This window comes from Streptomyces sp. NPDC001617, from assembly GCF_053596855.1.
This window is the reverse complement of the sequence record NZ_JBSFHA010000012.1, coordinates 35519-56812: the sequence shown is the minus strand read 5'-3', so window position 1 is coordinate 56812 and position 21294 is coordinate 35519. Positions and strand designations below refer to the sequence as shown.

Sequence of the window (21294 nt, the reverse complement as noted above, 5' to 3'; positions counted from 1 at the left end):
AGGAGAGCACGATGCCGAAGCTCACGATCCGGGTCTTCCTCAGCCCGCGCCGCGTGGACGAGAAGGAGCCCGACCGGTGGCGCGAAGGATGGCCCACCCCCTCCGGCGTCGTCCTCCAGCTGACGCGCGGCAATCCGCCCGGGGACGATGAGGAGGAGTGCGGGCCGATCGTCCTGCACGGCTCGGACGAGCACGGCCTCCTCCGGCACAAGAAGGTGCCGGCCGGGCGGTACCGGGTCGACGTGCTGCACGGGCCCGCGCAGTTCACCCATCCGCTGGTGACCCACGGCGGGGCCGACGACCGCCACCACATCGAGGTGCCCGAACACCGGCCCGCCGAGGCGGAGATCGTCCTGCTGCCCGCCGAGAACGAACGGCTCTTCCAGCTCCACGCCCTCTTCGAGTCGGGCGAGCCGATCTCCGGTGCGGAGATCAAGGTGCGGGGCAGGCGGTTCGTCGGCGGGGCGGACGGCGCTGTGTACGCGGCCTGTCCGGACGAGCTGGTCACCGTCATCCCGTGCGACCACCCCGGCGCCCGGGCCGTCGCCCGCGACGGCGCCTTCGAGGCCAACCGGGCCGGTGTGAAGGGCGGGAAACCGCCCGAGTACGGCGTCGACGTCTACTATCGGCCCGCCCCCGCCCGGCTCACGGTCACCCCCCGGTTCAGGGACACCCCGCTCTCCGGTGTGGTCCTCGAACTGACCCGGCACGACGACCCCGACGCCGAACCGGAGCGCCGGGCCACCGACTCCGTCGACCCCACCTGCGTCTTCGACGACGTCCCCGCCGGCCGTGTCACCGTCGCCGTCGTCGACACCTCCGCCGCGACCTACGGCACCACCCGGCGCTCCGTCGTCGCCGTGCCGGGACAGCACCGTGCCAACCTGACCGTGCGCCCGGGCGACGACCTCGACCTGTCCGGCTCCTTCGCCTTCGAGCTGTCCACGACGGCCACCGGCACGCTGACCGGTCTGGTGACGGACCGCGCCGGCGTCCCGCTGCACGGCGTCGAGATCGCCGCCCGCCAGAACGACCGCCTGGAGCGCGCCAGGACCGACGTCAACGGCCGCTACACGCTCGACGACCTGCCCGCCGCCACCTGGACCGTCTCCCTCGCCCGCTCACCGGTGACGGTCGGCGGCCGGACGCTCGTCGCCGACCCGCCCGAGGGCGTCACCGCGACCGTCGCCGAACAGCGCACCAGCGAGGCACCCGACCTGGTCCTCGGCGAGGAACCGCACATCATCTTCGGCTTCGTCCACGACGAGAGCGGCCAGCCCCTCGACTTCGCGACCGTCGAGATCCGTACCGCCGACGGAGGAGCACTCCTCGGCACCACCCAGACCACCGACAAGGGGTACTACGAGTGGGCCGCGCCCACCGCCGGCAGGTTCCTGCTGAGCGTGGCGAGCCAGGACGGCAGGCCGGTGCGCCGGTTCCCGGTGGAGGTGCACTCGACGACCCGGATGGACATCACACACCGCGTCAACGGCAGCTCCGGCCCGCCGTCCGGCTCCACGCCCCCGCCCACCCCCGACCAGAACCTGGTCGACCTGTCGACCTTCCCGGTGCTCACCGAGGAGATCGGCACCTCGGGCGGCCGGGCCTCGGCCTCCGGCACCGTCGACCGCGCGTCGGGATACGGACAGACCGTCGAGGGCGCCCTGCGCGACGTGCTCGGCTGGCGGCCGGGCTCCAACACGTCCGGATTCCAGGCCGCGTTGGCCGGTGCCTTCGAGCTGCGTGAGGTGGAGGGGCACACCGAGTTCACCTGGCATCCGCGCGGCTACGCCGTCCAGGCCGACCTCGGCGCCCTCACCGGCGCCCAGGCCAGCATCTACCAGCGCGCCAAGAACGCGCTGGACCAGATCACCCCGCTGCTCGACGGCCTCACCCCGCTCGATCCGGCCGCCGACCCACAGGACACCGAGGCGGTACGGTCCATCGTCCGCGCCGAACTCGGCGAGCTGGTCGACGAGTTGGCGGTCGAGGGCGGCCCGCGCATCCAGCGCGTGGACGAGCTGTTCACGCTGCTGCTCGGTTCCCGCAACCCCGGCACCCGGCTGGACCCTGACACGGTGGGCGGTCAACTCGCCCAGCTGCGGGACCGGTTCGGCCTGTCCACCGCGCGCGTCGGCACGCTCGACGAGGAGCGGATCGTCACCAACTTCCGTATCGTCGTCGACCACGTTCTCTCGCTCGCGGCCGGCTGGGACGTGGACCGCAACCTGTTCGCCGGGACCACCTCGCAGACCTCGCTGGGCACGATCCTCATCCAGCTCTCCCGCAGCCTGGACGTCGTCGCCCAGTCCGTGGAGGAGACGGTCTTCGCGCTGGACTCGGTCTTCGTGGACGCGGCCCAACGCCAGACGATCCAGCTGCGGTTCAGCGACGGCACCGCGACCACTCCGGCGACTCCGCCGATCCTCCTGTCCGACCTGCTGGACTGGGTGGTCCGCGTCTCCACCATGGAGGGACCGCGGCTCATCCAGGACGCCGGCAAGGACGGCGTCATCGCGATCGCGCCCATGCTGGACCAACTGGCCCGGCTGATCCAGCTCACCGAGCAGCTGGTCACGCCTCCGGTCAGCCAGGGAGGCGACCGGACGCTGCCCGACGGCATCCGAACTCCGCGCGTGCTGAGGGCACTTCGCGAGCTCGGCGGCCAACTCGACGACGCGAAGCGGCTGGCGGGCGCAGTGCAGCGGCCCGAGGCCGTGGAGATCGTCTTCGTCGACGCCGCCGGTGCCGGCGGCGACGGGATCTCCACGACCGTGACCGTCGTCGGCCGCGGCTTCGTCCCCGCCTCGGAGGCCGTGCTCACCGCCCTCGGCCGGCCGCAGTTCGGGGAGTTCCGCTCCACGAAGCCCGTGGACCTGGGCCAGTCCAGCCGCGCGACCTTCACCTTCGGCTTCCTGCCCAGCGGTACGGCGCCGACCGCTCCGATCACCTGGCTGATCACGGTGGTCAACCCGGGCGGCATTCGCAGCAACACGGTCGACGCCCTGACGACCTGACGGAGGAGACCCATGGCGAACGAACAGGACTACCAGGCCTTCCTCGACCGCATCGCGGCCCTCCGGGAGACCGTCACCGACCGGCTGTCCGCGCAGCTCGTCGCCGATCCGCAGCTGGCGGACGTGCTGACGAAGCAGATCGACGACCTGCTGCAGTCCGCGGTCAAGGCGGACCTGGAGCAGAAGCCGCCGCCGGACAAGGGCCTCGCCCAGCTGGTCGGCATCGGCGACCAGGCCGCCGACGCGCTCGGCAAGACGCGGCTGCCGCAGGCCATCGAGCCGTACGACGAGACGGTGTCGTCCGAGCGGCTCGTGGCGATGGGCGACCTCTACTACATCTACCAGCACGAGATGATCGGCGTGTTCCGCGCCGTGCAGAAGCTGCAGGAGCTGTTCCGGGCGGGTGCCGTGTACCTGTCCAGCGGTGCGGGCGCGTACGCGCTCTACCAGTTCGACCGCCGCGAGGTCCTGCGCTACACCCGCCGGGACCGACTGGCCGCGTACCGCCGGGCGTTCGGCTACGGCAGGGCGCCCGTCCCCGCCGGCTCCCGCGCCAACAGCGACTACCACGGCCTGTTCGAGCACTTCGTCAACCAGGTCGCCCTCTTCCACCGCGACAAGCGGATCGCGGACGTGGTGCGGGAGCGTGCCTACGATCCGAGCTTCGGCAGCATCGCCGTCGTCCGCCGGGCCGGCCTGGACCTGCGCAACAACCTGAAGTTCACCTCGTACGGCCATGTCAACGTGCTCCGCGTCGAGGTCATGCAACTCCTCGACGAGGCGTACCGCATCCTCGGCTCCGACGACATCAAACGGCTCTACGGCGCCGACACCGCCTGGGACGTCGTCGAGATCGTGCTGGCCCAGTACTTCGGCGAACGCCTGGTCACCTCGCCGCGCCAGCGCATGGCGATCGCGGGCCGCGAGGTGCTGCGCTGGCTGGCCCAGCCGCATCTCCTCCAGACCCAGCGGGCGAAGTTCGAGACGCTGTTGCTCGAGATCGCGGAGAGCGCGGAGGAATGGCTCACCAGCGCCCAGTCGCTGGGCGTCGCGGTCCGCCAGGAGGACCGCAGGGGCATGCCCTGGGACCGCTCCGCCGCCCCGGTGGCAGGCGCCCAGCGCGTCACCCGCCCCCGCCCACCGGCACCACCGGCGGTCCGGGGCACCGGGCCGGTCGGCGGTACCCGAGGCCGTGTTCCCGCGCACCTCAACGGGGCACGTGTGTGATCCGAAGCCGTGATGCCGGCGCGGATCCGGTGCGCCGAGCACCGGTGGACACGGTTCGGCCCGCTGCGCTGGGCCGAGTCCCCGGCAGGGGTGCGGAGGCCGCTCACACGGGCGGCGCCGCGCCCCTCGGGGGCGGTCCCACGAAGGGAAACCGTACCGGCGCGGCCCTGCACCACGCCCACACCCGCCGCCCCCACACCCTCGCCCACCTCCGCGACCTGCTCCGCCACCCCACCGTCAGCGCCAGCCCCGCCCGCCACCCCGACCTGCACAGATGTGCCGCCCGACTCGCCGTGCACCTCCGCCGTATCGGGCTCGACGCCGTCGCCGTGCGGCCGGGGCGCGTCGCCCCCGTCGTCACCGGCGAGTGGCTGCGGCGCCCCGGCGCCCCCGTGGTGCTCGTCTACGGCCACTACGACGTCCAGCCCGCCGGACCCCGCACCGCCTGGGCCAGGGACCCCTTCCGCCCGACGTTCGACGGGGGATACGTGTACGCACGCGGCGCCAGCGACGACAAAGGGCAGCTCGTCGCTCAACTCGCCGCGATCGAGGCGTGGTTGGCGACCGGCGGGCCGCCGGTCAATCTGCGGATCGTGCTGGACGGGGAGGAGGAGATCGGCAGCCCCACGCTCCGGCACGACCTGCACCGCGACCCCGCCCACCTGCGCGCCGATCTCGCCGTGGTCTCCGACACCCGTATGCGGGACCCGCACACCCCCGTCCTCGTCACCGGTCTGCGTGGCTCCCTCGCCGTCCGCCTCGACGTGACCGGCCCCGCCACCGACCTGCACGCCGGTGCCTACGGCGGTGCGGTGGCCGAGCCCGCCCAGGTGCTGTCCGCGCTGGTGGCGAGCCTGCACCGGCCCGACGGTCGGGTCGCCGTCGAGGGTTTCCACGACGGTGTACGGCCCCTTCGCCCGGCCACCCGCGCCCGCCTCGCCCGCGACGGACCCACCGACCGCCGGCTCCTCGCCCCGGCCCGACTCCCTTACGGACACGGCGAACCCGGGTACTCCGCCTTCGAACGCACCACCGTCCGCCCGGCCGTGGTCGTCACCGCTCTCCGAGCCGCCGCCCGATCGGCCATCCCCCGCCGGGCCACCGCCGAACTGAGCATCCGCCTGGTCCCCGATCAGCGCCCGGCCACCGTGCTCCAGAACCTCCGCACCCACCTGGCGCGGCGCATCCCGCACGGCGTCAGGGCGCGGCTGACAGTGCTGGCCGCCTGTCCGCCGTACCGCCTCGACCACCGCGACCCGGGCGTCGCCGCCGTATGCCGGGCCACTGCCCCCGTCTTCGGCCGGGCGCCCCTGCTGCTGCCGTCCGGGGGCTCCATCCCCTTCGTGAGCGACCTCGCGGCCACCTCGGGCACCCAGACCCTCCTCCTGGGCTTCGGCCTCCCCGGCGACCGCATACACGCCGCGAACGAACGCTTCGCCCTCGGCCGCCTGCACAGGGGAACGGACACATGCGTCCGGCTGTACGGGGAACTCGGCGCCTTCTAGCCGTCGAGGAAGTCCCCGTCCACGTACACCCACGCACCGTCGACCCGCTCGAAGCGGCTGCGCTCGTGCAGCGCACCGCCCTTGAAGGACGCCCGGAACGTCACCGTGCCGGTGGTGTGGAAGGCCGTGCCTTCGGTCGTGGCGAGGATCTCCAGGCCCGTCCAGCGCATGCCCGGGTCGAAGTCGACCCGGGCGGGACGGGTCCTGGGGTGCCAAGTCCGCAGCAGGTACTCCTCGTTGCGCTTCACGAAAGCGCTGTAGCGCGAACGCATCAGGGTCTCGGCGGTCGGGGCCGCGGTCTCACCCATGGGGGTCCCCCCGGTCGAGGTTGTTCGAGACTGGGGGAGGAATCGGCCACAGCACTTCTCGTACGTCTCCGCAAGACCGCAAGGGCAGGGGGGGTTGTGAACTGGGGCGGAGCCGTGCTGCCGCCTGGATTGCGAGGTACGTCGGGACATGGGGTCCATTCTGCTGCACCAAGCGCTGTGTGAATTCTGTGAACCAGCTGCTCCGACACGTGCGCATCATGTGCGGGTCGTACACGCCTCCCTTCACCGAACCTTCCTTCGGACTGGCGCGAACCCGCCTTGCTTCTGCAACGGCCAACTCCCCAAGGTGGGTTGAGCACTTGAGCATCAGGAGTCACAAGCGCGTGTGCTTGACCCGGACGGCAGTCCGTCCGGGGCAATGACGGGGGAAACTGATACGGGGTGCGCGGACCGGCGCGAACAGGGCGTGTCGGGTGACTTCCGTGCGCTGTCGTGAAGAGACCTCTCCCTCTGCCGCCTCTTGGTGCCAACACCGGTGCCTGAGAAGGGATAGGAGGGGGAATGCCGACGAATGCCGTGAGCGCCGCGAGGCCGACTTATCCGGGCGTCTACGTCGAAGAGCTTCCCAGCAGCACCCGCACCATCTCCGCCGTGACCACCTCGGTGACCGCCTTCGTGGGGCACACCCGGCGCGGCCCGCTCAACGAGCCGGTGCGCGTCACCGGGTTCGCCGACTTCGAGCGCCGCTTCGGCGGCCTGAGCGCACAGAGCCCGCTCGCCTACGCGGTCCACCAGTTCTTCGGCAACGGCGGCTCCGTCGCCGTCGTGGTCCGGGTCGCCAAGGCCGGCAGCGGCAAGGCGGCCTGTGTCGCACTGGAGTCCACCGAGGGCCACAGCGAGAGCCGGGTCCTGGAGGTGCACGCCAAGGAACCCGGCGTGTGGGGCAACGGCCTGCGCGTCGCCGTCGACTACGACACACCCGCCCCCGACGAGACCTTCAACCTGCGGGTCTACGACGCCAAGGGCGACGCTCGCGAGAGCTTCACCGGGCTGTCCACCGACGCCGACAGCGGGAGTTACGCGCCGACCGTCATCAACGCCGGCTCGCGGCTCATCCGCGTCGAGGTCGTCGGCGACGGGCGCCCGGACCCGTCCGGCACCGTCTCCAAGCCCTTCGGCCATCAGCTGCCCGACCTCGCCGTCGACCTGACGGTCAAGATCGGCGACGTGGAGCGCGAGTTCAAGCTCTACGAAGCCGACTGCGACGGCGAAGCCCCGTCCACCGTGGCCGAGTTGGCGCTGCTCCTGGAGCGCAAGCTGCGGGCGCTGCCCGACGCGCCCGGCAAGCACGCCTTCGCCGGCGTCGAGGTCACCGCCTTCGGCCGCCGCATCCAGGTGGTCGCCGGCTCCACCGACCCCGAGGACGTCGTCCGCTTCCTCGGCGAGTGCGCCAACGACCTGGGCCTGGAGGCCTCGGTCAACCCGCCGGTGTTCCCGCTGGAGGGCGGCGAGGACGGCGAGGCACCGGGGCCCCGTGACCTGATCGGCTCCGAGGCCGACAAGACCGGCATCCAGGCGCTGCGCGGGGTGGCCGACGTCAACCTGCTGTCGCTGCCCGAGCTGGCCTCGTACGAGAAGATCGAGGACGCGCTCACCGTCGTATCGGCTGCTCAGCGGTTGTGCGAGGAGCGGCGGATCTTCCTGCTCGTCGACGCGCCGAGCACCTGGGTGAGTGTGGACGGCGCCCGTGCCGGGCTGTCCGCCTTCGACGCCGTGCGCGGCAACCACGCCGGCCTGTACTTCCCGCACATCCAGCTCACCGACCCGCTCACCGGGCGGCTGCGTGCCTTCCCGCCGTCCGGCGCGATCGCCGGAGTCGTCGCGCGCACCGACTCCGAGCGCGGTGTGTGGAAGGCGCCCGCCGGCACGGATGCGCAGCTCGTCGGAGTGCACTCGCTCACCGTCGATCTGACGGACCGTGAGACCGGCCTGCTGAACCCGCTGGGTGTCAACTGCCTGCGCACGTTCCCGGTCACCGGCCCGCTGGTGTGGGGCGCGCGCACGCTGGAGGGCTCCGACGCCCTCGACAGCGCGTGGAAGTACGTGCCCGTGCGGCGGCTCGCGCTGCATGTGGAGGAGAGTCTCCAACGCGGTCTGCAGTGGGTCGTGTTCGAGCCCAACGACGAGAGCCTGTGGCAGCAGATCCGGCTGTCCGCCTCCTCGTACCTGCACACGCTCTTCCGCCAGGGCGCCTTCCAGGGCAGCACCCCGCGCGAGGCGTACTTCGTCAAGTGCGACAGCGAGACCACGACGGACGAGGACGTCGCCAATGGCGTGGTGAATGTCCTGGTGGGCATCGCGCCGGTGCGTCCGGCCGAGTTCGTGGTCGTCAAGATCCAGCAGACGTCGGGGCAGTTCGCGCTCTAGCGGCCCGCCGACGAATGGAGAGCTGAAGGAATCCGATGGCTGAGTTCACGGTCAACGCGCATCGCTTCGACCCCTACAAGAACTTCAAGTTCCTTGTCCTGTGGGACGGTCGGACGGTCGCCGGCATCAGCAAGATCAGTCCGCTGAAGCGGACCACCGAGGTCGTCAAACACCGCAACGGCGGCGACCCCTCCTCCCCGCGCAAGTCGCCGGGCCGCTCCGAGTTCGAGGGCATCACTCTCGAACGCGGGGTCACCCACGACCCCGAGTTCGACCGCTGGGCCAACAAGGTCTGGCAGGTCGGCGCGGGCCTGGGAGCGGAGGTGTCCCTCGCCGACTTCCGCAAGGACATCGTCATCCAGGTCCTCAACGAGGCCGGTCAGGTGGCCGTGTCGCACAAGCTGTACCGGACCTGGCCGAGCGAGTACCAGGTCCTCGGCGAGATGGACGCCAACGCCAACGCGGTGGCCATCCAGTCGCTGAAGCTCGAGTGCGAGGGCTGGGAGCGGGACTACGAGGTGCCCGAGCCGGAGGAGCCCTCCTTCCTCAATCCGGCCTGAGACAGGGGCAGTCGGTGGAGGACATGGCGATCACGGGGGCGGCCGGACTGCTGGCCGCCTGGGAGAGCGGGCTCGGCGAGGGGCCGACCGGCCGCGCGCTGCTGCTGCACCGCACGGCGCGGCCCGACGTCGAGGCGTCCAGGCTGCCCGTCGTGCCCGTGGGGGAGCGCGAGGCCGACCTGTTCGCGCTGCGCCGGGCGCTGTTCGGCGAGCGGATGCAGGTGCGGCTGGAGTGCCACGCGTGCGGTGAGGACATGGAGTTCGACCTGGACGCGGGGGAGTTGGCCCGGTCCCTGGGCGGCTCTTCCCCGGTCCAGGCGGTCGAGGCTGCGGTACGGGTCCAACAGGACGGCTGGCACGTCGAGTTCAGGCTGCCCGGGGTCGCCGACCTGGACGCGGCGGCCCGCTCGGCCGACCCGCGCGCCGCGCTGCTCGCCCGGTGTCTCGTCTCGGCGGAACGCGACGGAACGGCCGTACCGGCGGGGGAGTTGCCCGCGTCGGTGCAGCGCCGGATCGCCGAGGCCGTCGAGGCGGCCGACCCGGGTGCCGACCTGACGCTCAACGTCGCCTGCCCCGAGTGCGGCGCGGCCACCCCGGCCGAGCTGGACATCGCCTCCTACCTCTGGACCGAACTGGACGCCTGGGCACGGGACGTGCTGCTCGACGTCCATCTGCTCGCCACCGCCTACGGGTGGAGCGAGCCGGAGATCCTGGCGCTCAGCCCGACGCGGCGCCGCTACTACCTGGAGCTGTGTGCCGATGTCTGACACCCGGGGTGCCCCGGACTTCCTCGACCGGCTGATCGCGCGCCACGCCGGCCCGCGACCGGCCGCGGCGCGGGTACGGCCCCGGCTGCCCGGCCCCTTCGAGCGGGTCGAGGCGGTCCGGGCCGCCGCGCCGACGCCGGACGAGGACACGCTGCTGTGGCCCGCCGCCACACCGTCGGCCGCACCGCCGGCGGAGGCGGTCCGGCCGACGGCCGCTCCGGTGCCGCGCACCCACACGGAACGGGAGCGGACCGTCGTACGGACCGAGCGGGCGGCGGAGCAGCAGGCCGCGCGTCCGGCACCCGCGCTGCCCGAAGCGCCCCTGCTGCGGCCCGCCGCGCCCGTCGCACCGCCACGGGCCCTGCCCGAGACCGGGCGGCGGGCGGCGGGCCGGGGACGCGCGGAAGGCGCGCCCTCACAGACCGCGGCGGCCCTGCCCATCCCCCCGGGCACGGACGCCGCCCCCACCGTCGTGTCGGCGGCGCCGCGACCCGGCGCCGCCGACACGACGGCAGCCCGCGACGCCGTACGGCAGGCGGCGGCGCGGCGACCGGGGAGGCCGACCGAACAGGTCGTGCAGGTGCAGATCGGGCGGCTGGAAGTGACGGCCGGGGACGCGTCGGCCGACAGCGGACGGCGGCGGACGCCCGCGAAGGAGCGGGCCGGGGCGACCTTGAGTCTGGCGGACTACCTGGCCCGGGGGCGCGAGTGAACAGGACGAGCGGAACCGAGGAACTGACGTCATGAGCAACGCACTTGCCATCGCCCATGTCACCCAGGCGCTCGCCCTGCTGATTGAGAACAACGTGGGGCCGGAGTTCGGGGAGGCCGTCAAGGTCGAGCCGCGCAAGCCACCGGCCGACCCGCAGCTGGAGCAGCCGACCATCTCGGTGTTCCTCTACCAGGTCACGCCCAACACCTCGCAGCGCGGCAACGACCTGCCGACCCGCGCGTCCGACGGCACGCTGGTCAAACGGCCGGCCGCCGCGCTGGACCTGCACTACGTCATCAGCGCCTACGGCGACGAGAAGGAACTGGTCGGGCAGCGCCTGCTCGGCTCCGTCGTGCGCACCCTGCACGAGATCCCGGTCCTGCCGAAGGACGTCATCGAACAGGCCGGTGAACGGCCCTACTTGGCGGGCAGCGACCTCGCCGAGGCGGCCCAGCGGGTGCGGTTCACGCCGACGGTGATGGACATCGACGAGACCTCGAAGCTCTGGGGGATGCTCTACCAGACCCCGTACGCCCTGTCGGTCGTCTACCAGGCGACGCTGATCTACATCGACGGCCGCGAGACGCCGGTACCGGGCAAGCCCGTGGAGCGGCCGGAGGTGCGGGTGCTGCCGTTCGGGGCACCGGGCGCACCGGTCCCTCCGGGAGCGGAGCCGAAGGCTGAGGTTCCGTCAAGCAAGGGTGACGCAGGGACCGTGGCGAAGACCGGGACAGAACCCCCCGCCCCCGTGACCGCCAAGAAGGCCCCTTCCAAAGCCGTTGCCAAGACCGCCGCCAAGGCTCCCGCGCGCACACGCAAAGCGGCGCCCCGGGCCACCAAGGCCGCCCCGCGCCAGGGCGACGACACCACGGAGAAGTGAGCCGGCATGGAGACGACGGGGGCAGGTGAGGACATGGGAACACCCGAGCAGGGCACGACGCTGACCGCGGAGATCCGGCGCGTCCTGGCCCGTGTCGACGCACACGCGGCGCGGTCGGCGAAGAAGGACGCCGTTCCCGGTGCCCAGCTGGTACCGGCCGACGGTCCCGGCATCGCTCCCCTCGACGCCCTCCTCACCTGCTTCAGCCTCACCCCCTTCGAGCGCGACCTGCTGCTCCTCACCGCCGCCCACGAGTTGGAGCCGACCACCGCCGCCCGGTGCGCCGCGGCGGCCGGTGATCCCGAGCGGGCGTACCCCACCTTCTCGCTCGCCCTCGCCGCGCTCGCGCAGCCGCACTGGAGCGCGCTCACGCCCGTCGCACCGCTGCGGCGGTGGCGGATCGTCGAGCTGGACGACGAGTCGCGGCTGACGACCTCGCGGCTGCGGCTGGACGAGCGGATTCTGCACTTCCTGCTGGGCTCCCCCTACCTGGACGCCCGGCTGCACGGTCAGCTGCGCCGCACGCCGGTGCCGGACGCGCTGTCGCCGTCGTACGACCTGGCCGCCGACCGGCTCGCCGAGGGCTGGACGAACGGGGCCGACGCGCCGCTGGTGGAGATCACCGGCGGGGACCTGCGCAGTCGGGCCGACATCTCGGCCGCCGCGGCCGCCCGGGCGGGGCTCGGGCTGTACGCGATGAGCGCCGAGGACATCCCGTCCGCCCCCGCCGAGCGCGACCGGCTCGCCCGGCTGTGGCAGCGCGAGGCGATCCTGCTGCCCGCCGCACTGCTCGTCGAGGCGGGCGAACTGGACCGGGACCAGCGGGCGGCGACCGAGTCGTTCCTGGCGGGCGCGGCGGTGCCGGTCGTCGTGTCGAGCGAGGACCCGCTGCGGTCCGAGCGGTCCTACGGGGCCCGGGTGGCCGTTCCCCGGCTGGACGACGAGGAGCAACTCGGCCTGTGGGCAGGCGCGTTCGAGGAGATCGACCTGGACGAGGGCGAACTGCGTTCCCTGGTCGCGCAGTTCCAGCTGCCGCCGCACGTCGTGCGTTCCGCCGCGGCCACCGTACGGCGCAGGCTCCCGCACGAGGACGAGCCGGACGCCGCCGAACTCGCCTGGCGGGCCGGTCTCGACGAGGCCCGGATCGGCATGGACGAGCTGGGGCGGAGGATCGAACCACAGGCCGGCTGGGGGGACCTCGTCCTGCACGAGCGGCAGACGAGCGTGCTGCGGGAGATCGTCGCGCATGTCCGGCAGCGGGCAACCGTCCACCAGGAGTGGGGATTCGGCGCCACCCTGCGGCGCGGACTCGGTGTCACCGCCATGTTCGCCGGCGGCTCCGGCACCGGAAAGACCCTCGCCGCCGAGGTCATGGCGAACGAACTCGGCCTCGACCTCTTCGTCATCGACCTCTCCCAGGTCGTCAGCAAGTACATCGGCGAGACCGAGAAGAACCTCCGCCGGGTCTTCGACGCCGCCGAACGCGGCGGCGCGCTCCTCCTGTTCGACGAGGCCGACGCGCTCTTCGGCAAGCGCAGCGAGGTGAAGGACAGCCACGACCGGTACGCCAACCTGGAGGTCAGCTATCTGCTGATGCGGATGGAGGCATACCGAGGCCTCGCCGTCCTCACCACCAACATGAAGAGCGCCCTCGACACGGCGTTCCTGCGCCGCATCCGCTTCGTCGTCGACTTCCCCTTCCCGGCCGAACACGAACGCGCCGAGATCTGGCGCCGGGTGCTGCCCCCGCAGGCCCCGGTCAAGGACATCGACCCGGCCCTGCTCGCCCGACTCACCGTCGCCGGCGGCTCGATCCGCAACATCGCCCTGTCGGGCGCCTTCCTCGCCGCCGAGGAGGGCGACCGGCTGCAGATGCGGCACATGCTCGCCGCCGCCCGCACCGAGTATCTGAAGCTGGAGCGCTCCCTGACGCCGACGGAGGTCCGCGGATGGGTGTGAGACGTACTCCGGAGCGTGAACCCTCGGCGATCCGTATCGAGGTCGGCGAGCTGGTGCTCGACGGCTTCCGGGCCGATCCCGAGCGCGTATCGGCCGCGTTCGAGAGCGAGTTGACCCGGCTCGTACGGCTGCACGGCGTGCCGTTGGCCGCCGACGGCCCGCTCGCCGTCGACGCCCTGTCCGGGCTGCCGCCCCTGCCCGCCGGGCTCTCCGCGCGGCGCCTCGGGCAGGAGCTGGCCCGGGCCGTGCACGAGGGGCTGAGCGGGCACGGGGAGGTGAGCCGGTGAGTTCACCCACGCAGGACGCCCGTGCGGAGCGGGCCGCCGAGCAGCGGCGCCGCAAGCGCAGGGAGAAGGCCGCCAAGTCCCGTACACCCGAGCCGAAGAACATCGTCAGCGGCGCCGGACAGCCTCTCGACCCCGGTCTGCGCCGGGAGTTGGAGGAACAGCTCGGCCACGACCTGAGCCGCGTACGGCTGCACACCGGCCGGGACGCCGGGCAGCTGACCGAGCTGCTGGGTGCGGACGCGGTCGCCGTCGGCCAGGACGTCTTCTTCCGCGAGGGCGCCTTCCGGCCCGGCACCGAGCAGGGACGGCGCCTGCTCACCCATGAGCTCCAGCACACCGTGCAGAACCCGCACGGCCTCGGCGCGCTGCGGGCCGGCCGCGAGCTGGGCGCCGTAAGCCTGCCGCAGCAGGCCGTCGAACGGGAGGCGGAGGCCGCCGCGCAGGCGGTCGTACAGCCGGATGCGGCGACGGAGGCTCCTCAGGTCGAGGAGGGGCGGGCCACTCCCGGCTGGCTGCGGTACGCCACCGTGGACGCCGACCGCATGCGCGCCGAGGCCATCGACCCGGCGACCCTCGTGGACCGGCTCGCGGGCCATGTGCTGCGCTCCCTGCGCGGGGACCCGACCGATGCCTCGGGCCGCGTACGGCTCCAACTCGCCCGGATGTCGGAGCAGTTGGAGGACGCGGTCGTCGAGCGGCTGGAGGACCGGCTGCTCACCCCCGAGTACGACCGGCTGCTGGAGATCGCCGAACAGGCCCGGCCCGGGCCCGTCGAACTCCAGCCCGCCGAGGCGCCGTTGCCGGAGGTCGACCTCTTCGCTGAGCTCGGTGTCGAGCGCACCCAGTGGCAGAAGAAGCAGGAGTCCGCCCGGAGTTCGGCCGACCGGCGGGCCGACGACTCCCGCGCGGAACAGCGGGACGCCAGGGCGCGCGACGAGAAGAGCGGCAGCGACCGCAGCCGGGCGCGGGCGGACGCGGCCACCGAGGACCAGGAGGCCGTCCGGCGCACCGAGCAGGAGGACGAGCGCAACGCCTCCCGGCAGTACGACAAGGAGGAGCAGCAACAGACCGACGAGCAGGCCGCCGCCGACCGCGAGCGCACCGACCAGGCCTCCGACGCACGGACCCAGGGGCAGCAGGACGGTACCGAGCAGGCCAAGGAGGAGCGCAAGGAGCAGCGCGAGCGGGAGGAGGCCGACCCGGAGCAGGCGAGTGCCCCCGGGGCCGACAAGCGCAAGGAGCGGGACGCCCAGACGCAGCCCGCCGCCGGTTCCCGCAACGAGCGGCCCGACCCGAAGCAGAAGGCCCAGCCCGGCCCGGTACGTCCGGAAAAGGTCGACGAACGCGCCGAGCAGCCCGACTCCGCCCTCTCCGAGCACGGGCTCAACGAGAAGGACGAGGACGGTGGCGCCGAGCCCGAGGTCCGCGAGGAGGAACGGCCGCTCGGCCTCGAAGCGGGCGCCGACAGGGAGGTCGCGGGCGAGGAGGACGAGGGCGCCCGGACGGCGGGCGCCGAGGACGAGCCCGCCATCAAACCCGAGGACCATCTCCCCGAGGCCGACCTCGACCTGTCCGCCGTACCGACCGCGGACCGGCTCGAACCGGGCGCCGCGGAACCGTCGTTGCCCTCCTTCCCGGCCCCGCCGCCGACCAAGGCGGAGCGGATCGAGCAGGAGCGGGAGAAGAACGAGCAGGACCAGGGCGAGGATGACGCCGGGCCCGAGCCGAAGGCCCCCGGTCAGGACGAGGGTCCCGTCGAGGGCGAGGCGCCGCAGCCCGAGAACGGGCCCGCCGCGCAGGCGCAGGACCGGGGCACCAAGGACCTTCAGGAGACGGAGAAGCCGCTCGACCAGGAGGTCGGCCCCGATCCCGCGACCGAGGACAAGGAGCGGCCCGAACCGGAGGCCGAGAAGCCCGACCCGGAGCAGCAGCAGGAGAAGCAGCAGGACAAGGACGCCGAGGACTCCGGGGCGGACGGCGACGACGAGCGGCCGGACGCCAAGGACGAGGAGGCGGAGAAGAGCGAGGAACAGGAGCGTACGGCCGTGGAGGCGCGGTCGGTCGGCGGCGGGGCGACGCCGCCCGTCGCGGCCGCCGTCTCCCGGCCCGCCGGTGCGCAGACGCCGAGGACGGCGGTCGAGGACCGCGACCCCTCGCCCGCCGCCCGCCGTGGCGCGGAACCGCCGAAGTCGGAGCGTGAGGCGCCGCCCGCCAAGAGCCAGGTGCCCAAGGAGAGCGGTCCCGGCGCCGCGCCGCGCGGGCCCGTCGGGGCCGCCGAGAAGACCGGTCCCGCCGTCGCCACCGGACCCGGTGCCGCGCCGTCCGTAGCGCAGGCCGCGGTGAGTCCGGCCGCCGAGCAGACCGACGTACCCGGGCAGTCCGCCGAGACGGACACGCCCCGGCCCGAGGCGTCCCTGGAGAAGGACGGCGGCGGGTGTGCCCCTCCGGCACCCGCGCCCGAGAAGGACGAGGGCGGACAGGGCAGTTGCGGGGGCGGCGGGGGAGAGACCGCGCCCGAGGAGAAGCAGGAGGAGCCGCCGGACGTCTCCGGGCAGGACCCCAAGACCGCCGTGGTCACCGTGAGCCGGCTGGCGCCGGACCAGGCGGCCGCCGCCATGCCCGGCGTGGACAGGGCCGCGGACAAGAAGATCGGCGAGGAGCAGAAGCGGCTCGCCGCCGATCCGCCGACGCGTGAACGGCCCTCCGGTGCGCCGCAGACGCGTTCCGCGCCGCCCGAGGCCGCGCCCGCGGCGGCCCAGGTGACCGGCAAGGTGGAGCGGGTCGGCCCGCCCGACCAGGGCGACAAGCAGCAGGCCAAGGGGGGCGTGAAGGCCGAGGGCAGGGCGCCGACGGCCGATGTGGCGCCGCCACCGGCGCCCGCCGTGCCCGACAAGGGGCTCAGCGAGGCCGAGGCGAAGAACGTCGAGGCCGCGGCCGACGCGGTCCCGACCACCGACCCCGAGCTGGAGAACAAGACGGTCGGCCCGGCGCCCAAGATCCGTCTCGAGGGTGCCAGCGATCCGACCCGCACCGACGACCAGGCCAAGGCGCTCAAGGACAAGCAGTCCGAGCTGCAGACGACGGGCCGCACGGACGCGGCCGCACCGCTCGGCGAGGACCAGATCTTCCCGAACGCGCCCCGCGAGGAGCTACGGGGCAAGGCGTCCACCGGCGGGGGCGGCAAGGCGGGCGCCCTGGAGGCCACCCCCGCCCCCAAGGCCGGTGTGGGCGCGGTCGCCAAGCAGGAGAAGGGCGCCGAGATCACCGCCGGCGGCGGCAAGGCGCAGGGCGATCTCGATGCCAGGGACAAGGAACACCAGCAGGGCGAGCAGCAGGCCAAGCGGGACAAGCAGGCCGAGATCGACCGCCAGGTCGAGCAGAACACCGCCCAGCAGACCGCGGAACGCGGCCGGGCCGCCCAGGAGGCGCAGAAGCAGCGCGAGGACTGGCGGACCGAGCAGGACAAGAAGATCGAGGACGCGGACCAGCGGTCCGGCGACGAGCACGACAAGAAGAACAAGGAGATCGTCAAGGCCCGCGACGACAAGGACAAGGAGGTCGGGGAGCGCAAGGACCAGGACAACGCGCGGATCGACACCGAGCGCGAGAACGCCGAGAAGGAGGCCCGGAAGAAGAAGGAGGAGAAGAAGCCCTCCGGGGGCCTGTTCGGCTGGATCGCCGACAAGGTCGCCGACTTCTTCAAGGGCCTGCTCGCGGCCGTCACCGCGGTCTTCGACGCCGCCCGCAAGGCCGTCAACGGCATCATCGACAAGTTCAAGGAGTGGGCCGACCAGGCCATCGACTTCGTACGGGACCTGGCGGTCAAGGCGATCAACGCGCTGGCGGATGTCCTGATCGCCATCGGCGACACGCTGCTGGCCGCCTTCCCCGAACTCCGTGACCGCTTCCGCAAGGCGATCGAGGGTCTGCGGGACGCGGCGATCGCGACGGTGAACCAGCTGGCGGACGGCCTGAAGAAGGCGGTCAACACGCTGCTGGACGCGTTGGCGGCGGGCCTGAACAAGCTCCTGGACGTGCTCGAGGCCGGGATCAAGGCGGTCATCAAGGCCTATCAGGCGATCATCGTCGGCGCGATCAAGTTCGCGCAGGCGGCGATCGAGGCGCTGGGGAAGTTCGCGGCCCTGGTCGCCGACATCGCGCCCGATCCGGGCGGCTGGATCTCCAAGGCGGGCAGCGCGGCCAAGACCGGTATCACCGACCACCTCTGGGGCGCCATCAAGGTGGCGGTCAAGGGATGGTTCGACACGAAGGTCGAGGGCATCCTCGGCCTCGGCAAGGCCGTCATCGACGTGCTGGTCAAGGGCTGTGTGTCGATCAAGCAGATCGGCAAGATGGCGTGGGACGCGGTGATCGCGTCCCTCCCCATGATGATCGCGTCCCTGGTCATCGAGAAGGTCGTCTCGATGATCATCCCGGCGGCCGGGGCGATCCTCACCATCATCCAGGGCCTGATGGCGGCGTGGTCGACGGTCAGCTCGATCCTGTCCGCGTTCTCGAAGTTCTGGGCATACCTGAAGGCGGTGAAGGCGGGCCCGGCGGCCTGCCTCTTCGCGGAAGCGGTCGCCGCGGGCGTAGTGGCCCTCCTGGACTTCATCACCAACTTCCTCCTCCAGAAGCTCTCTTCGGCGACGAAGGGCGTCGGCAAACGCCTCAAGGGCATGGCCCAGAAGATCATGGACGGGCTGAAGAAGGTCGGGGGCGGGGCGAAGAAGGCGGCGGGCTCCGCGGTCAACTCGGCGCGGGGGGCGTTGCGCAAGGCCCGGCAGGCCCTGTCCAGGTCCGGCGAGGAGCCGAGGCCGAAGGGCAGGCCGTCACCCGACCCGAAGTCGCCGGTGAAGCCGAAGGACCATGCCACACCCAAGGCGCCGGCGAAGAAGCCGGACGCGGCGGAGGCGAAGCCGAGGGAGAAGGCACCGGAACAGGAGAGGACGCCGGAGCGGGAGCCGTCGAAGGACACACCGGACCGGGAAAGGGAGCCTGCCAAGGAGCGGGAACCCGCGAAGGACCATGACAAGGCCCCCGAGACCACCCCGAAGAAGAAGCAGAAGGAGATCGAGGGCCCCAAACCGACCAAGTCCAGGCAGCCCAGGTCCCCGGTCGGCAAGGCCGTCTCCAAGGCCAAGGGTGCCGTCAAGTCGGCCCTGAAGAAGGTCGGCAACGCGGCGAAGACACTGGGCCGGAAACTGAAGAAGTCCAAGCTCGGCAAGGCGCTCAAGAACGGGGCGTCGAAGCTGCGCAACTTCCTCAAGCGCAAGAAGGACCAGTTCCGCGACCACAAGAAGCGGCAGCACGAGCAGAAGAAACGGAAGCAGGACCAGCGCAAGAAGGACGAGAAGTCCAAGGAGTCGAAAGAGGCGCGGCTCCAGAAGGTCGCCGCGCGAATCCGACCGAAGCTGCGGGCCATTCTGCAGCGAGGGATCCTCCGTACCTCCATGCAGGCAGTGCTCGCGGCCATGCGGGTGTGGTACCGCCTCACAGGTCTGGATCTGCGCGGTTCGAGCGTCGTCGAAATCGCGGCGCGGCTCAACCCGGAGGAAAACGTCGGTGAGGCGGACCAGCTCGAGGGCGAGGACGCGGCAGCCGCCTTGGGCGAGGGGACGACGCCCCGGACACCGGACACCGAACAGGTACGGCAGCAGCAGACCGGCCGCCTGCGCGAGGAGGCCCAGGCCCAGCGGCCTCCTGGCGGAGGCAGTGCCCAGCAGGCCCGCAACGGACAGAGCCAGGCCACATTCGATCCGGCCCTGCAGGAGATCCTCGACTACCCGTTCACGGTCGACGACGAGTTCGTGAAGGTCGGCGAGACCAACAGCTACCAGGGCACCCGGAAACGCCAGCGCCGCGACAAGCGCCTGCGTACGAAGCGCAACCTCGCGCTGACCGAGCAGTACACGGCGGACCACATCCCCTCCGGGCGTGCCGTGATACAGGCGGCGCAGGACAAGGCCATTGCTGACGCCGCCGCCACGGACGACGAGTTGCAGCGCATGTTGGAGGACGACGAGGCCGGCATTCTCACCAGGCAGGAGAAGGAGGATCTCGAACAGCGCAAGAAGAAGATCCTCAACGGCAAGTTGTTGCTGGCCCGGGACAAGAGCCAGGGCCGGAAGAAACATCAGAAGGAAGCGGACAACAAATACAAGCAGGCGCTGACGCTGCTCATACCGGAGCGGATCCACAAACTCGGCCGCACCTGGGGCGGAAGGAACCAGCCCGCCCAGTACGAGCGCGACGCCCAGGACCTCACCCGGGCCGCGAGATTCGATTTCCAGCGCTATCTCACCGTACTGTCGACTCCGCCCGAAGTGCTCACCAAGGAGTATGTGGCGCATTTCGCCCGGCACTACAAGAACCTGGTGGACCAGGGGCAAATACGTTACTCCCGGGCAATCGACAGAATGCTGATCTACTACTGGAAGAAAGCAAAGTGACGCACACGCAGATCGACAGCATCATGGCGAGCAAGCGGCTGTCCGGACCCGAGAAGCGGGATCGGATCTTCGCGCACCTGGCCGGTCAGCCGGACCGCGGCGTCCACGAGGCCACCGAGCTGCTCCGCACCACCGAACACAGGCACGTGGCCGAGTATCTCGCCCAGTACCTCGAACTCGTCCCCGGCGCCGCCGAGGAGAAGACCCGCGCGGCGGAACGTCTGCGACAGCACCCCGTGCTGGTGCGCTCCGCGGCTCGCCTGGTGCCCTGGTTGCCCGGCGACCTGCTCGACGGCTTCATCGCCGACTACCTGGACATCGGCGAGCCCAAGTCCCCGGTGTCCAACGTCCTGTACAGCATGGCGGTCTACACGCCCGAGCGCCTGCGCCAGTACCAGGACCGGATCGAGAACGAGCATGTCCAGCTGGGACTCCTGTCCGGAGCGCCGGACGCGGCTGTCGACGCGCTGACCGAGGAGTGGCACCGCGAGGGCGACCCGGCCGCGCTGATCCAACTGGCCCTGGCCCGGACCGAGTACGCCCTGGCGCGGGTGCGCTCTCTCCGGGAGGAGATCGGCGCCGATCCTGTCTGGGAACTGCTCGTCGAACTGGCCGGAGGCCTCCCGCGCATGGAGGGGGCGGCCGCCCATGAGCCGGCGTTCATGGGATTCGTCGTGGAGGCTGGAGCAAGCCCGCATGTGGTCGGAGCGAGCGTGACCGGCGAGGTGCCGATCTGTCCCTCCTGCGAGAGGCCCACCGCGCCCCTGCTGTCCCTGTCGGCGCAGTCTCTTCCCTACGAGCTGGCCCACGACCCGGTCTTCTACTGGTACTCCTGCCGGTGCGGCGCGCTGGACTCCACCACGGTGCGCATCGACCCCGTTGGGCTCACCGTCTACTACGCCCCGCACGGTCCCGCCGACCCCCAACTCAGCCTCACCGGCGCCGAGCGCTCACTCCTCCTCGAAGAACACCCCAATCAGCGGGGCGTGAGCGTGCGCGCGGTACCGGGAGAGACGCTGCACCAGGTGGGCGGGCTGCCGCAGTGGCGAGAGGCGGACAACCACCCGCGCTGCCCCGAATGCCACGACGCCATGCCCTTCATCGCCTACATGGACAGCAGCCGCAGTCCGTTCGGAAGCCTGGACTTCGGCGGAATCGTCTACTGCTTCTGGTGCGACGGATGCCGCGTTTCGAGCACCAAGGTCCAAGGCTGAGCGACTGCGTATCCAGGA

13 protein-coding genes are annotated in these 21294 nt (G+C 71.9%); 12 read left to right on the top strand and 1 reads right to left on the bottom strand.

Annotation, left to right across the window (positions count from 1 at the left end):
- Positions 1-11 precede the first annotated feature (11 nt).
- The 3 genes from ACWC09_RS12075 to ACWC09_RS12065 are packed head-to-tail and all read left to right on the top strand — an operon-like array spanning position 12 to position 5749.
- Positions 12-3017, top strand: coding sequence for a carboxypeptidase regulatory-like domain-containing protein (locus ACWC09_RS12075; RefSeq protein WP_450850407.1), 3006 nt, complete (start codon positions 12-14; stop codon positions 3015-3017).
- A gap of 12 nt (positions 3018-3029) precedes the next feature.
- Positions 3030-4244 carry a hypothetical protein gene (locus ACWC09_RS12070; protein ID WP_450850406.1) on the top strand — a complete coding sequence of 405 codons (1215 nt, stop codon included), beginning with the start codon at positions 3030-3032 and terminating at the stop codon, positions 4242-4244.
- On the top strand, positions 4241-5749 hold the full coding sequence (locus tag ACWC09_RS12065) for a M20/M25/M40 family metallo-hydrolase (protein WP_450850405.1): 1509 nt from the start codon (positions 4241-4243) through the stop codon (positions 5747-5749). The genes ACWC09_RS12070 and ACWC09_RS12065 overlap by 4 nt, the downstream gene beginning before the upstream one ends.
- Here the strand turns inward: ACWC09_RS12065 and ACWC09_RS12060 are convergent.
- A complete protein-coding gene (locus tag ACWC09_RS12060; protein WP_450850404.1) occupies positions 5746-6207 on the bottom strand; it encodes a YchJ family protein in 462 nt (153 codons plus the stop codon). The genes ACWC09_RS12065 and ACWC09_RS12060 overlap by 4 nt on opposite strands.
- Positions 6208-6579: 372 nt before the next feature.
- On the opposite strand from ACWC09_RS12060, the gene ACWC09_RS12055 reads away from it, so the two are divergent.
- From ACWC09_RS12055 to ACWC09_RS12015, 9 genes are read left to right on the top strand one after another with little or no spacing between them, the layout of a single operon-like run.
- Positions 6580-8445 carry a phage tail sheath family protein gene (locus ACWC09_RS12055; protein ID WP_450850403.1) on the top strand — a complete coding sequence of 622 codons (1866 nt, stop codon included), beginning with the start codon at positions 6580-6582 and terminating at the stop codon, positions 8443-8445.
- Between the two features lie 35 nt (positions 8446-8480).
- The gene (locus ACWC09_RS12050) at positions 8481-9005 is read left to right on the top strand and encodes a phage tail protein (protein WP_450850402.1); all 525 of its coding nucleotides are present in this window, start codon (positions 8481-8483) and stop codon (positions 9003-9005) included.
- A 23-nt stretch (positions 9006-9028) separates the two neighbouring features.
- On the top strand, positions 9029-9772 hold the full coding sequence (locus tag ACWC09_RS12045; RefSeq protein WP_450850401.1) for a T4 family baseplate hub assembly chaperone: 744 nt from the start codon (positions 9029-9031) through the stop codon (positions 9770-9772).
- A complete protein-coding gene (locus tag ACWC09_RS12040) occupies positions 9765-10484 on the top strand; it encodes a hypothetical protein (protein WP_450850400.1) in 720 nt (239 codons plus the stop codon). Before ACWC09_RS12045 ends, ACWC09_RS12040 begins: the two co-directional genes overlap by 8 nt.
- Positions 10485-10515: 31 nt before the next feature.
- Positions 10516-11364 carry a DUF4255 domain-containing protein gene (locus ACWC09_RS12035; protein WP_450850399.1) on the top strand — a complete coding sequence of 283 codons (849 nt, stop codon included), beginning with the start codon at positions 10516-10518 and terminating at the stop codon, positions 11362-11364.
- A 33-nt stretch (positions 11365-11397) separates the two neighbouring features.
- Positions 11398-13323: an ATP-binding protein gene (locus tag ACWC09_RS12030; protein WP_450850398.1), complete on the top strand. Its 1926-nt coding sequence runs from the start codon at positions 11398-11400 to the stop codon at positions 13321-13323.
- Positions 13314-13610: a hypothetical protein gene (locus ACWC09_RS12025; protein WP_450850397.1), complete on the top strand. Its 297-nt coding sequence runs from the start codon at positions 13314-13316 to the stop codon at positions 13608-13610. Before ACWC09_RS12030 ends, ACWC09_RS12025 begins: the two co-directional genes overlap by 10 nt.
- Positions 13607-20062: an eCIS core domain-containing protein gene (locus tag ACWC09_RS12020; protein WP_450850396.1), complete on the top strand. Its 6456-nt coding sequence runs from the start codon at positions 13607-13609 to the stop codon at positions 20060-20062. Before ACWC09_RS12025 ends, ACWC09_RS12020 begins: the two co-directional genes overlap by 4 nt.
- On the top strand, positions 20059-21276 hold the full coding sequence (locus ACWC09_RS12015) for a hypothetical protein (protein WP_450850395.1): 1218 nt from the start codon (positions 20059-20061) through the stop codon (positions 21274-21276). The genes ACWC09_RS12020 and ACWC09_RS12015 overlap by 4 nt, the downstream gene beginning before the upstream one ends.
- Positions 21277-21294 lie beyond the last annotated feature (18 nt).

Coding starts and splice junctions, on each gene's coding strand:
- ACWC09_RS12075 (WP_450850407.1), top strand. CDS start 12: ATGCCGAAGCTCACGATCCGGGTCTTCCTCAGCCCGCGCCGCGTGGAC.
- ACWC09_RS12070 (WP_450850406.1), top strand. CDS start 3,030: ATGGCGAACGAACAGGACTACCAGGCCTTCCTCGACCGCATCGCGGCC.
- ACWC09_RS12060 (WP_450850404.1), bottom strand. CDS start 6,207: ATGTCCCGACGTACCTCGCAATCCAGGCGGCAGCACGGCTCCGCCCCA.
- ACWC09_RS12055 (WP_450850403.1), top strand. CDS start 6,580: ATGCCGACGAATGCCGTGAGCGCCGCGAGGCCGACTTATCCGGGCGTC.
- ACWC09_RS12050 (WP_450850402.1), top strand. CDS start 8,481: ATGGCTGAGTTCACGGTCAACGCGCATCGCTTCGACCCCTACAAGAAC.
- ACWC09_RS12045 (WP_450850401.1), top strand. CDS start 9,029: ATGGCGATCACGGGGGCGGCCGGACTGCTGGCCGCCTGGGAGAGCGGG.
- ACWC09_RS12040 (WP_450850400.1), top strand. CDS start 9,765: ATGTCTGACACCCGGGGTGCCCCGGACTTCCTCGACCGGCTGATCGCG.
- ACWC09_RS12035 (WP_450850399.1), top strand. CDS start 10,516: ATGAGCAACGCACTTGCCATCGCCCATGTCACCCAGGCGCTCGCCCTG.
- ACWC09_RS12030 (WP_450850398.1), top strand. CDS start 11,398: ATGGGAACACCCGAGCAGGGCACGACGCTGACCGCGGAGATCCGGCGC.
- ACWC09_RS12025 (WP_450850397.1), top strand. CDS start 13,314: ATGGGTGTGAGACGTACTCCGGAGCGTGAACCCTCGGCGATCCGTATC.